Raw genomic sequence first — 12,539 nt, forward strand, 5'->3', positions numbered from 1 at the left:
CGGTGCGGTTCGCTGGGTGTTTGAAGAAATGAGCGTTCTGCCGACCGGCTTCGAACTAGGGCCGAGTTTCCCCCTCACGGCGCCGAAGCAGCCGCCCATCACCGGCTCGGATTTTCGTGAGGTGATGTCGCATCTTGCGGCCACCGTTACGGTCGTGACGGCCATTCATGATGGCGAACGGCGCGGCCGCACTGCGACGGCTGTTTTGCCACTCGCACCCGAACCACCCTCGATCCTTGTTTCGATTGACGGCACCAGTCGCCTCGCCGATCTGATCGCCGCCTCCGGCAGGTTTTCGCTTGCCGTTCTGGCGACCGACCAGCGCGATGTCGGCGATGCCTTCGCTGGCAAACTCGGAAAGATTGACCGTTTCAGCGTCGGCGATTGGTCAGAGTGGCCTTCCGGCGATCCATTGCTCGCGAACGCAGTCTCGGCGATCGATTGCGAGGTGATCGGGCGCATGGACACCGGCACGCACATCCTGTTCGCTGGCGGTATCGTCGAAAGCCGCAGCGATGAAAGCCGCCAGGCCTTGCTCTGGCATCGCCGCGGCTATCGCGGGATCGAACTGAGCGCCGACTGAGCGGCACCCGGTTCTGCTTGATCTAGCCGCCAATAACGAGGCAGCCGAGTTCCGGCGCGCCGCGCAGTTCTGAACATACCGACTGTGCCTGCTCGCGGTCCCCGAACCCGACAAACCGGGCGCGGAACACCGTGCGGCCAAACTGTTCGATGCTGTCGACATCGGCGCGACGGTCGGAAAGTGCAGAGGCAGTCGATTGCGCGGTCTGCAGCAGGGTGCGCGCCTCATCTGCACTCACAGCGGCGCCAACCTGGATGGTCCAGCGCCCTTCGCTGGCCGGCGTCGGTGCCGTCGCACTCGGGGATATGCTTGCGGTACGGATCTGGTCCGGCACGATTTCCGGCTCGGCATCGGCCTGCACGCGCTCCGCCGGGGTCGGCGGCGTCACCGGAACCGGATCTGCGATCGAGGCGGTGCCGAGCGAATAACCTTCGTTGATCCAGGCGCCCATGACTTCACTGAGCCCGCTCTTCGGATCTTCAGCGCCCGCAAGGCCCGCAGCGGCCTCAAGCGCGGTGCCCGGCCCGCCACCAAGGCTTGCCGTCACGATTTGCGGCTGCTCGGCACGGCCTTCGCCACGAGCCAGTTGCGCCAGGCGGAAGCCGGGGAGCGGTGCCGGCGACACGTAGAACGGCCGCGACTGCGCAAACAAGCGGTTTGGCTCACCGCCTTCGCCCGGACGCGGGATCATTGCGGTTTCCTGGTAGGAGCCACGCAGGCCCTCGTCGAAATACTCACGCACCAGCTCGCGCACTTTCTGGTCGCGAGATGCGGAGCTGTTGAAGCCGAAAGCGATGACGATGATGTGCCGGTTGTCCTTGCGGGCGGCGGTCATCAGGTTCGATCCGGCAGCGTTGATATAGCCGGTCTTGATGCCGTCGACGGCATCCATGTAGCCAAGCACCCGGTTGTGGTTGCCGTAAGTACGGCCGCCATAGTTGAAGCTCTTGGTCTGGAACAGCGAATATCGGTTCGGAAAATGCTGGTAGACGGCCAAAGCCAGGATCGACTGGTCGCGCACTGTCGTCACCTGCCGCGCGTCAGGCAATCCGGAAGCGTTGCCATAGGTGGTGTGGCTCATGCCGAGGGCGCGTGCGGTTGCCGTCATGCGTTCGGCGAATTTTTCTTCCGAGCCGGAAATATGCTCGGCAATGGCGCGCGCCATGTCGTTGGCCGAAAGCGTCACCAGCGATTTCATCGCATCTTCGAGCCGGATTTTGGCGCCGGCCCTTAGCCCAAGCTTGGTTGGGACCGCACTGGCCGCATGCCGCGAAACCGTGATCTGTGAATCGAGCGTGAGATTGCCGGCCTCGAGTTCCTGAAAGGCGATGTAGAGCGTCATCACCTTGGTAACGGATGCCGGATAACGCCGCTCATCGGCCGCCGCTTCGTACATCACCTGGCCGGTCTTGGCGTCAACGACAATACCCGCGTACTTGCGCAGGTTTTCCATGCCGTGCGCCGTCGGCGCCATCACCATGAAAGCCGTCAATACTGCTAAAATGCAGAGCCAGATCTTCTGAAAACGTAAAACGGGAGGGGCTGAGAGTACAAATGCCACTCGGGACTCCAACAATAATTACCAATTGGACGCAACTGCGCCCATACGCCAGCACTCTGGATGCCGGCGCGCCCCCGTGCCTCTGGCATCCACTTCGAGCATCAGTGTGCCACTGGATGGTTAGTACGGAGTAAACTTACCAATAGGGGTCGATCTGCCGTGTGTCGGCACGCATGCCTTGCGCTCTTGACGACAATGGGGCAAAAGCGCGGCATCGAACGGACCCGAATGATCGGGTGGCTTCTCCGGGCGCCTATCCCCCGGCAACAGAATTCATGACATTCGGGCGCTGCCGGGCTCCGATTGCACGATCCTGTCAAAGTTGGGCATGCCGTGCATCGTCGGTAACAATTCGGCGAGTCCCGATCCGAAAACGAGCCGATGATCGACTTTATCACACGTATGCGTGCCGAATGGTTCGGCAACATCCGCGCGGACCTGCTCGCGGGTCTCGTCGTTGCGCTGGCCCTCATTCCAGAGGCCATCGCCTTCTCCATCATTGCAGGCGTCGACCCCAAGGTCGGGCTTTACGCCTCGTTCTCCATTGCCGTCCTCATCGCCTTTGTCGGCGGACGGCCGGGCATGATCTCCGCAGCAACCGCCGCAACGGCGGTACTCATGGTCACGCTGGTGCGCGATTATGGCCTGCAATATCTTCTTGCAGCGACCGTCCTCGCCGGGCTCCTGCAGATCGGCGCCGGCCTCTTGCGGCTCGGCTACGTCATGCGCTTCGTCTCGCGCTCGGTAATGACCGGATTCGTCAACGCGCTGGCGATTCTCATTTTCATGGCGCAGCTGCCCGAGTTGACCAACGTCACCTGGCTCACCTACGCCATGGTGGCAGCGGGCCTTGGCATCATCTATCTGTTTCCGCGCATCACCAAGGCGGTGCCGTCCCCGCTGGTCTGCATCGTCGTGCTTACCGCTGCATCGATCGCCTTCAACTTTGATCTGCGCACGGTTGGGGACATGGGCCAGCTGCCCGATACCCTGCCGATCTTCCTGATCCCGCAGATCCCGCTCACCTTAGAAACCCTGATGATCGTGCTGCCCTATTCCGCTGCGATCGCCGTGGTCGGGCTGCTGGAATCGTTGATGACCGCGCAGGTCATTGATGACCTCACCGACACCCCGAGCGACAAGAACCAGGAGTGCGTCGGCCAGGGCATCGCCAATACCGCCACCGGTTTCATCGGCGGCATGGCCGGTTGTGCCATGATCGGGCAGTCGATCATTAATGTGAAATCAGGTGGCCGCGGGCGGCTGTCGACCTTTTTTGCCGGCGCCATGCTTCTGTTCCTCATCCTCGTTCTCGGGGATCTCGTCAGCATCATTCCGATGGCGGCGCTTGTCGCGATCATGATCATGGTCTCGATCGGCACCTTCTCCTGGGTGTCCCTCAAGAACCTGTTCGTGCACCCGCGCAGTTCCTCCATCGTCATGCTGGCGACCGTCGTCACCGTCGTCTACACCCACAACCTCGCGATTGGCGTGCTCGTTGGCGTGCTCTTGTCGGGCATCTTCTTTGCCTGGAAGATCTCGCAGATCTTCCGCGTTACCTCGAATTTGTCGCCGGATGGCCGGCACCGTACCTATCGCGTCGAAGGACAGATCTTCTTCGCCTCGGCGGATGATTTCTCCAATGCCTTTGACTTCAAGGAAGCTCTGGAAAAAGTCACCATTGACGTGTCAGATGCGCATATCTGGGACATCTCGAGCGTTCAGGCGCTCGACATGGTGATCCTGAAATTCCGCCGCGAGGGTTCGGAGGTAGACCTTGTCGGCATGAACGAAGCCAGCGAAACCATCGTCGACAAGCTGGCCATTCATGACAAACCCGGGGCGCTCGATCGCCTCATGGGGCACTAGGAGGAGCGCGCAATGAAACTCATCGCCTTTATCGATGGCTCAACCTACTCCGAAAGCGTTCTCGATTACGCCGCCTGGGTTTCGGAGCGCACCGACGCCCAGGCGGAGATCGTCCACGTTATCGGGCGGCGCGAAACCTCGACGCCACCGGTGAGCTTCAGTGGAAGCCTCGAAGCGGGTGCGCACCAGCACCTTCTCGAAGAGCTTTCCAAGCACGACGAACAGCGGGCGCGCCTGGCCCAGCAACGCGGTCGCCTGCTCGTTGACAGCGCGGTTGAGCGACTGCAGGAAGCGGGCCTCAAGGAAGTCGCTGCCCGGCTGCGCACCGGAGACATTGTCGAAGCGGTGCAGGACATGGAATCGGGCGCCGACATGATCATGATCGGCAAGCGCGGCGAGGCTGCCGATTTCGCCAAGCTGCACCTTGGCTCGAACCTCGAGCGGGTCGCGCGCGTCTCGACCAAGCCGGTCTTCGTTGCCAACCGCAAGTTCAAGCCGATCGAGCGCTTTCTCATCGCCTTCGATGGCGGCGCCAGCGTCATGAAAGCGATCAATCACATTGCCACCAGCAAGCTGTTCGCAGGCCTGCCCTGCACGATGATATCCGCCGGTCGAGAGACGCAGGACATGCGTGGAAAGCTGGAAGCGGCGGCGGGCGTTCTGCGCAGCAGTGGCTTTGAAGTCCAAACGCTGATCGAGGAAGGTCAGCCCGAAGAAGTCATCTCGCGGCATACTGAAGCCTCCGGCATCGACCTGCTGGTGATGGGAGCATATAGCCACTCGCGCGTCCGTAGCCTGTTCATCGGCTCGACCACCGCCGAAATGGTGCGCTCGGTGCTGATCCCGGTCATGCTGTTCCGCTGATAATGACTGAAGAGCACGACGAAGAGGCTCTCATCCGTCACTTCGCGCCGCTGATTGAGAAGGAACTCGCCGAGATCGAGAAGCAGACGCGCGACACCGAGCAGGATCGAGCGCCGGTTGCACTCGATCAGCAAAGCGTCGGCAGGCTGTCGCGCATGGAGGCACTGCAGGGCCAGGCTCTCGCCAAGGCATCCGAGACGCGCCGCGCCCGCCGCCGCACCGCCCTTCAGATGGCGCAGCGCCGAATACGGGAGGGCGAGTATGGATACTGTCTCGATTGCGGCGAACCTGTTGCGCGTCAGCGCCTCGAGGTAGATCCTGCTGTTACTCTCTGCATTGCCTGCGCCAATCGCGCCGACAAACCAAAATCCCGCTAGCCTAAGAGCCGGCACTCGCTACCGCCCATTTCTGCGCCCCACCTCGTGGCGTAGCAAGAAAGGAATGTGTCATGGCCTCTGCTGGAACCAAATCGCCACCCCTTCGCGAACTGACCGGCCGGCAGATTCAGTGGATTCTCGGTGGCTATGCTATGACGATGGCGACAATGCCTGGCCAGACCGTCTTTATCGCCCAGTTCAATGAATCGCTGCGCGGTCATTTCGATCTAAGCCACGGCGAGTTTGGCGGCCTTTACACCATCGCCACCTTGCTCAGCGCCACCGTCCTTGTCTGGGCGGGTGGTCTCGCCGACAAGCTGGCGCCGCGCCTTCTGGCGCTCCTTGCGGTATGCGGTCTGGCGCTCGTCTGCCTGACGATGTCGGTTCAAAACCACATCGTGCTGCTGGTGCTGGCATTGGCGGGTCTGCGATTTTGTGGTCAGGGCATGCTCAGCCACATCGCGATGACAACGATGTCTCGCTGGTTCAACCGCTTTCGCGGCCGCGCGCTCTCGTTCGCGGGCTTCGGCTTCGCCAGCGGCGAGGCAATCTTCCCGTTCCTGGTTACCCTGTCGATCGGCCTGTTCGGATGGCGCCAGGTCTGGGCCGGAACCGCCGTACTGCTGCTCGCGGTCATCGTGCCAATTATCTTCTTCCTGCTGCGCGATCCGCCTGACGGCAAGCGCGCCAAGGCCAGCGGTGCAATCAATCCGGATGCCGCCACCAGCACCACCCCCACCGGCCTGAAGTGGACACGCGGTCGCGTCCTGCGCGACCCGCTATTTTACAGCATCATCCCGGGGATCATGGGCCCGCCCGCCATCGGCACGCTCTTCATCTTCCATCAGGCGCACCTTGCCGAGCTCAAGGGTTGGGAGCTGACTGTGTTTACCGCCTTTTTCCCGGTTCTTTCAGTGACTGGTGTGGCGATGGGTCTGGCCGCAGGGTTTCTCGTCGATCGGTTTGGCGCATGGCGTCTCATGCCGGTCATCCTCTTGCCGATGGCAGTCGGGTGCCTGAGCATTGGCACCATCGATGCCGTTTGGGGCATTCCGCTGCTGCTGCTGCTCTTCGGCATGACCAACGGGTTGATGTCCCCGGTTATGGGAGCGCTTTGGGCCGAGATCTACGGCACCGCCCATATCGGCGCCATACGCGCTCTCGCGGTCGCGGCCCTGGTTTCCGCCTCAGCACTTGGCCCGGGGCTTGCCGGCTATCTCGTTGATATCGGGGTTGAACTGGAACTGCAGGCATTCTTCTACGCTGCCTACTGCATCGCAGGCGCCACAGCCTATTTGCTGCTGCGCGAGGCGTTCAAAAAGCGGGTCGAAGAAACCTCGGCAGAAGCGGAGGCCTGAGGGCCTCCGAAACGACCGTCACGCACGCTCCGCCTGCCGCTCCGCTCGTCTGTGCCGAAGCGCCGCCGAAGCGCGCTCCGGGTCTGGCGGCAACACCGCGTTCTTGAGCGCGGTCGAATACTCGTGCTTCGGGTTGTCCAGCACTTCCTGCGCATTGCCGGCCTCGACCACATCGCCACGATGCATGATGATCACGCGGTCTGAGATGTAATACGCCGTCGCCAGATCATGCGTGATGTAGATGATCGAGACCCCAAGATCATCCCGCAGATGCTGGAACAGATTGACGATCGACATGCGCAGCGATGCATCGACCATCGAGACCGGTTCATCTGCGACGATCAGCTTCGGCTCGGGTATCAACGCCCGTGCCACAGCAATGCGCTGCAACTGCCCACCTGAAAGCTCGTGCGAATAGCGCCCTTTGATCTCCGCCAGTGACAGGCCGACATGCTGCAGCGCCTTGTCCGCCTGCGACTCCTGCTCGGCGCGGGTTTTCGCACCGCAGAACTGCTTTGCCGTCGTAAACAGAAACAGGTCGATAGGGGTGAGCGGATTGAACGCTTCGAACGGGTTCTGAAAAATCGGCTGCACCCGCTTCATGAAGTCGAGACGGTCGCGCCGTTTCCGCACTGTCGTCACGTCGCGGCCTTCGAACCTGATCGTCCCGGTTGTCGGCACTTCGTTGCCGAGAATCATCTTGGCGATTGTCGTTTTGCCGCTGCCGGACTCTCCGACAATGGTAAAAATCTCCGCCTTGGCATCATCGATATCGAAGCTGACGCCTTTGACCGCCTGCAGCGTCGCCCGGTCTAACAGCCCGCCGATCTGGAAGGTCTTGGTGACCTGATCGAGTTCCAGAAGCTTGCTCATGAGACCTCCACTTCCCCGGCGCGCCAGCACGCCACGCGACCAGTCTCCCGCGCCACGAGGGGTGGGTTGTCGGTCTTGCACTTGTCGATCGCCAGTGGGCAGCGCGGGTGGAACCGGCATGCCGGCGGCGGATCAGCGAGGTTCGGCGGCTTGCCCGCCAGCGCCTGTCGCCGTTTTGGATCGCCAAGGCGCGGCAGGCTCGAGATCAGGTGCGCGGTATACGGATGCTGCGGCCGCCTGAAGATGTCGATTGAGGGCCCCTCCTCCACCAGCCGGCCAGCATAGACGATGCCGATCCGGTCGGCGATCGCCGCATGCACAGTCATATCGTGCGTCACGAAGATGATCGAAGAGCCCATGCGTTCCTGCACGTCCTTGATCAGCCCCAGAACATCCTGCTGCACAAGAACGTCGAGCGCCGTCGTCGGCTCGTCCGCAATGATGAACTCCGGCTCGCATACCGTTGCGAGCGCGATCGTTAGCCGCTGGCGCATGCCCCCGGAGAGCTGGTGCGGATAGGCTTCGAGAACGTTGGGATTCAGTCCCAGCTTTTCGAGGTGCTGTCGCACCCGCGGCCAGAATTCGGCCTTGCTCAGCCCCATATGCTCGAACGCGAAGTCCTCGAACGACCGCTTCACGCGCCGCACCGGGTTCAGGACGTTCATCGAACCCTGCATGATGTAGCTGAGGTGCCGCCACCGGGCACTGTTCATCGACCCTGGCTCACCATAGACATCGACGAAATTGCCATCGAAATCGAATTTCACCGAGCCGTCGACGACACGCAGCGGCGGATTGATCGCGCCGGCAATGGTCTTGATCAGCGAGGACTTGCCGCTCGATGATTCACCGGCAATGCCATAGACCTCGTTGCGCTTGATGCTGAGGGTAATATCGTCGACAGCCCGCACTTCGCGCTGCACGCCGAAATAGTTCATCTGGTAATACGCCTTGAGGTTCTTCACCTCGAGCACGGTGCCAGTCCGCTGCTCGGCCTCGGCAGTGGTAAGCATGATCAGCCTCCCATGCGCGCCAGGCGGCTGCGCGGGTCGATATATTCATTGATGGAGATGGCCAGCAGGAACAGGCCGAGAAACAGCAGCACGATCGCGATAATCGGGAAGGCAATCCACCACCACACACCGGCAACAATCGCCTGGTGCTGGTTGGCCCAGTTGATCATCCCGCCAATCGTCGGCCGGTTGAGGTCGATGAACCCCAGCACTGCCAGCGTGACCTCGATGCCGATCGCAAAGATCAGATTGTTCATCGCCGTGAAGAAGACAATCGGCATCACGTAGGGCATGTGCTGGCGCACCAGAACCTGCGGCATGCTCATGCCGGCATAGACCGCGTGGCGGGTGAACTCGCGTTGCCGCAGACTCAGCGCCACCGATCGGATGATGCGGGCGTCATAGTTCCAGCTGAGGCACGCCGTCACCACCGCAAGGATCGCCCAGTTCATCTGCTCGCGCATGACGAAGTAGACCAGCAGCAGGATCGGCAGGTTCGGCAACGCGATCAGCGTGTCGTTGATGGTCATCAGCACGCGGTCGCCGCGTCCGCCGATATAGCCCGAGATCATGCCCATAGTCAGCGCCAGCATGCGGCTGATCACTGTCACGGTGATGCCGAACGTCATGGTGTTCCACAACGCCGCGCTGATCTGCCAGAAGATGTCCTGGCCGCGAGACGTGGTGCCCAGCCAATAGTCTGGCGAAGGCGGCATGTCGGGCGGCAGCAGGTAGATGGCCGTATTGTCGTACGGCGAGAAGAAGTGCAGCGATGCGTAGATCACCAGTGAGGCCGTCAGGATGAACCCGATCAGAAACTCTCTATTGTAGCGCAGTAGATCGCGCAGAACTTTGAACATGCTGCTTACCCCAGCCTGACGCGCGGATCGATGAGTGGATAGACGAGATCGAGGACGAAGGCGGCGAACGCCACCGCAACGATCGATATCGTCGTGACGCCCAGCACCAGGCTGTAGTCACCGCGATAGATCCCCTGAATGAGAAGCCGCCCCATTCCAGGGTAGTTGAACAAGAACTCGATAATCACCGTGCCACCGAAGATATGGCCGAGATTGAGCGCCAGCCCTGTCACCTGCGGCAACAACGCGTTGCGTGCCACGTACTGGCTGAAGATCTTGCGCGACTTCACCCCGCCGAGTTCTGCGTACACCACGTGGTCGTCGGTCACGATGTTGGAGACCAGCGAGCGCATCGAAATGAACCAGCTGCCGATGCCAACCAGCACCATCGCCATCGCAGGCAACAATCCGTGCCGGATCAGCGACGTGATGTATTCGAGAGTGAATCCTTGCTGAAGGTTCATTTGCGCGCCGCCTGAAATCGGCAGGATCGGCCACGCATATCCGAACAACAGCAGCAGGATCAGCCCAGTGATGTAGGCGGGCACCGGGTGCAGCGCCATCACTGCGGCGCCCGAAAGCTTCAGCAGCGTGTTGTTGCGAAAGTACCCTGCCAGTGCTCCCAGAAGATTACCGAGAATCCAGGTCATCGCTAGTGACAACCCGAGAAGCCCAAGGGTCCACGGCACCGCCGCCGCAATCAGCGTCATCACCGGTGTTGGAAAGGCAGACAGCGACGGACCGAAATCGCCGGTCAGCACACGCCGCCAAAAATTGAAATATTGTTCGAGCATCGTGCCCTGCAGCCCGTAGAGCTCTTCGAGCGCCTCGCGCATCAGCTCAACGGAGCGCGGGTCGACAGCGCCGAAGCTCGTCATCTGGGAGAGCGAAACCTGTACCGGATCGACCGGTGAGAGTGTTGTGATCACGAACGCCAGGCTGACGCCGAGAAAGATCACAAGGAACAGCTGGAACAGCCGTTCGGCAAGGTATTTAACAAAGCCGTTCATCCGATAATCCGCCTTCGGACTGCGAGGATGAAGGGCGGCGCCAAGCACCGCCCTCCAGGTATGCTATGCAGTGGCGATCAGTCAGCCTGCTCGGTGGAGTCGAGCTGAACGATCATGTAGCGAAGGTTCGACCAGAAGGGGCCGGACGCCGAGTACGGATTGTCGATGCTCGGATAGCCGGTCCAGTAGGTCGTATCGAACGGCGCGAACTTGTTGTACGCCATCAACGGAATCATCGGCATTTCCTCGACAGCGAGCTTGAGGAAGTCCATGCCCAGTTCCACTACTTCCGGATCGTCGAACCCGACCGTGCGGTTGGCCTCGATGATCTCGTCGAGCTCGGGATTTTCCCAACGCTGCAGATTGCGCGGCGGCTGGCTCTCACCGATCGGACGGATGAAGTCCGAATGATAGCTTTCGAGGAAGAAGCTCAGGTCAGGGTGACCACCCCAGGTCTCGATTGTCCAGAAGATCGCGGCATCGAAATCACCCACATCGAGACGATCGCCGAAAACCGGACCTGCAACCTGCACCTCGGCGTCGATCCCCTGCATTGACCAGTTCTGGGCAATGATGCCGCCGGCACGCGCCAGCGTCGGGATGTTGTCGCCTTCAACCAGCAGGTTGATCTCGAACGGCTCGCCATCCGGGGTCATCCACTGGTTGTTCTGCTTGGTGAAACCAGCGCTTTCAAGCAGTTCGCCTGCAGCTTCCGGGTCGTTCTTCCACCAGCCGAACCCGAACTGGCGCTTCAGCGCGTCTTCGTCTTCCGGCAGGCTGTCGCCCCATTGCGGACGCACCAGCGTCGCCACCTGTTCGGCGATGGTCGAGTCGTACGGCTTGATCGTCCGGCTGCCGGTATCCAGCTCGAAATCTTCCAGCCAGGCTTGCATCGGCTCGAAATAATCCGGAATCGCTGCACCGGTCGGCGGCACCGCCAGCGCCGAAATGTTCGCCGCGCCACGATAAGAGCCCATCGAGACCGAGCGAATGTCGATCATCAGCGCCAATGCCCAACGCACGCGCGGATCACTGAGCTCATCGATCTTAGTGTTGAGAATAACCGCCGGCAAAGTCGGGTCCGGGTGCGCGAACGGGAAACCCGGCAGCCATTGCGTCGTCGTATCGGCAGCATCACGGGCAATCGTGAACATGCCCTCGGGGGCGATATCGTTGATCACATCGAGATTGTGGTTCAACTGCTCGATGACGCGGGCGTCCGGATTGCCGGCGGTGCGGTACACCACGTATTTGACGTCCGGTTCCTCATCGAGCGTCATGCCGATCGAGGTGCGCTCCCAGTCGTCGCGCAGTTCCCAAATCGTCCACTGCCCGTTCGGGTCGTAATTATTGAGCACATATGCGCTCAAGGAGACTGGCGGATTGAACGCGAAGCTTGCCGGATCCTCAACCTCTTCGAACACATGCTTTGGCATGATCCAGGCAGCATTCCAGCGAACTGTGAACAGCGTGTGGAAGCGGGAGTTCGGCTGCTTCAGATTGAAGACCACCGTGTAATCGTCCGTTGCCTCAACGCTTTCAACGTTCACCTGGAACGGGGCACTCCAGCCCATCCCGGGGTTTTCCATCTGCGTTTCGACCGTATAGACCACATCTTCGGCCGTGAACTCAACGCCGTCGCTCCAGTAGACGCCCTCGCGCAGCTTCACCGTCATCTGCGTGAAGTCGTCATTATAGATAGGGCGCTCGGTCGCCAGCGCATTGGTCCAGGCGCTATCGCCCGAGCCTTCCGGGTTGATGAACCAGAACGTGTCGGCGGTCAGCTGCTGCTGGCCGTTGTGAGACGCGCCGCCACCGGATGCCCACATATTGAACCAGTCGGCATTCTGTTTTTCCGGCCCCTGAACGATCAGCGCTTCTTCGCGCGGAATGCCGGCAATGAAATCCTGGGCGGCCGCCGGCATCGCTAGGGCGACCACGCCCATCGCGGCTGCAATTAACCTTCTCACTCTCATGCTTTTCCTCCTCATCGCACGTCGCAAGCCGGTCGGCTTGCCTCCTCGCGCCCCTCAACAGATGCCACTTCCCGCCTCAGTCGAGGATGTTCACCACTTCGGTCGATCACCATGATGGCATAAACAAGCTCTTTATCGACAATTTTTGCAAGACGAGCAACCGAAAATCGCCTCACCTGCGCAAAAACCGCCATA

Annotated in this window: 11 protein-coding genes and 1 other annotated feature; of the genes, 5 read left to right on the forward strand and 6 right to left on the reverse strand. The window is 61.0% G+C overall.

Going from position 1 to position 12,539, the window contains the following annotated elements; translation table 11 throughout:
• The first annotated feature begins 28 nt into the window (after positions 1-28).
• On the forward strand, positions 29-583 hold the full coding sequence (locus IE127_RS05855) for a flavin reductase family protein (RefSeq protein WP_189424233.1): 555 nt from the start codon (positions 29-31) through the stop codon (positions 581-583).
• 22 nt (positions 584-605) lie between these two features.
• Here the strand turns inward: IE127_RS05855 and IE127_RS05860 are convergent, their stop codons facing one another.
• Positions 606-2,063, reverse strand: coding sequence for a D-alanyl-D-alanine carboxypeptidase (locus tag IE127_RS05860; RefSeq protein WP_189424234.1), 1,458 nt, complete (start codon positions 2,061-2,063; stop codon positions 606-608).
• Between the two features lie 298 nt (positions 2,064-2,361).
• Positions 2,362-2,414: a sequence feature (sul1 is cis-regulatory element that is thought to sense ions involved in sulfur or methionine metabolism; They are found in Alphaproteobacteria), on the forward strand.
• 111 nt (positions 2,415-2,525) lie between these two features.
• Here IE127_RS05860 and IE127_RS05865 point away from each other — a divergent pair.
• The 4 genes from IE127_RS05865 to IE127_RS05880 all read left to right on the forward strand — a co-directional run bounded on the left by IE127_RS05865 (position 2,526) and on the right by IE127_RS05880 (position 6,612).
• Positions 2,526-4,013, forward strand: a complete 1,488-nt coding sequence (locus IE127_RS05865) for a SulP family inorganic anion transporter (RefSeq protein WP_189424235.1) — start codon at positions 2,526-2,528, stop codon at positions 4,011-4,013.
• Positions 4,014-4,025: 12 nt separating this feature from the next.
• Positions 4,026-4,877, forward strand: coding sequence for a universal stress protein (locus IE127_RS05870; RefSeq protein WP_189424236.1), 852 nt, complete (start codon positions 4,026-4,028; stop codon positions 4,875-4,877).
• A 2-nt stretch (positions 4,878-4,879) separates the two neighbouring features.
• On the forward strand, positions 4,880-5,254 hold the full coding sequence (locus tag IE127_RS05875) for a TraR/DksA family transcriptional regulator (RefSeq protein WP_189424237.1): 375 nt from the start codon (positions 4,880-4,882) through the stop codon (positions 5,252-5,254).
• Between the two features lie 71 nt (positions 5,255-5,325).
• Positions 5,326-6,612, forward strand: a complete 1,287-nt coding sequence (locus IE127_RS05880) for an MFS transporter (RefSeq protein WP_189424238.1) — start codon at positions 5,326-5,328, stop codon at positions 6,610-6,612.
• Positions 6,613-6,630: 18 nt separating this feature from the next.
• Here IE127_RS05880 and IE127_RS05885 read toward each other — a convergent pair whose 3' ends face one another.
• The 5 genes from IE127_RS05885 to IE127_RS05905 form a co-directional block, all read right to left on the reverse strand.
• Complete coding sequence (locus IE127_RS05885; RefSeq protein WP_189424239.1) at positions 6,631-7,485, reverse strand: ABC transporter ATP-binding protein; 855 nt, start codon at positions 7,483-7,485, stop codon at positions 6,631-6,633.
• On the reverse strand, positions 7,482-8,498 hold the full coding sequence (locus IE127_RS05890; protein WP_189424240.1) for an ABC transporter ATP-binding protein: 1,017 nt from the start codon (positions 8,496-8,498) through the stop codon (positions 7,482-7,484). Before IE127_RS05890 ends, IE127_RS05885 begins: the two co-directional genes overlap by 4 nt.
• Positions 8,499-8,500: 2 nt before the next feature.
• Positions 8,501-9,358, reverse strand: coding sequence for an ABC transporter permease (locus IE127_RS05895; RefSeq protein ID WP_189424241.1), 858 nt, complete (start codon positions 9,356-9,358; stop codon positions 8,501-8,503).
• 5 nt (positions 9,359-9,363) lie between these two features.
• Complete coding sequence (locus tag IE127_RS05900; RefSeq protein ID WP_189424242.1) at positions 9,364-10,368, reverse strand: ABC transporter permease; 1,005 nt, start codon at positions 10,366-10,368, stop codon at positions 9,364-9,366.
• A 77-nt stretch (positions 10,369-10,445) separates the two neighbouring features.
• Positions 10,446-12,344: an ABC transporter substrate-binding protein gene (locus IE127_RS05905; RefSeq protein ID WP_189424244.1), complete on the reverse strand. Its 1,899-nt coding sequence runs from the start codon at positions 12,342-12,344 to the stop codon at positions 10,446-10,448.
• Positions 12,345-12,539: the final 195 nt, after the last annotated feature.

The organism is Devosia pacifica (assembly GCF_014652635.1).
Classification (GTDB): domain Bacteria; phylum Pseudomonadota; class Alphaproteobacteria; order Rhizobiales; family Devosiaceae; genus Devosia; species Devosia pacifica.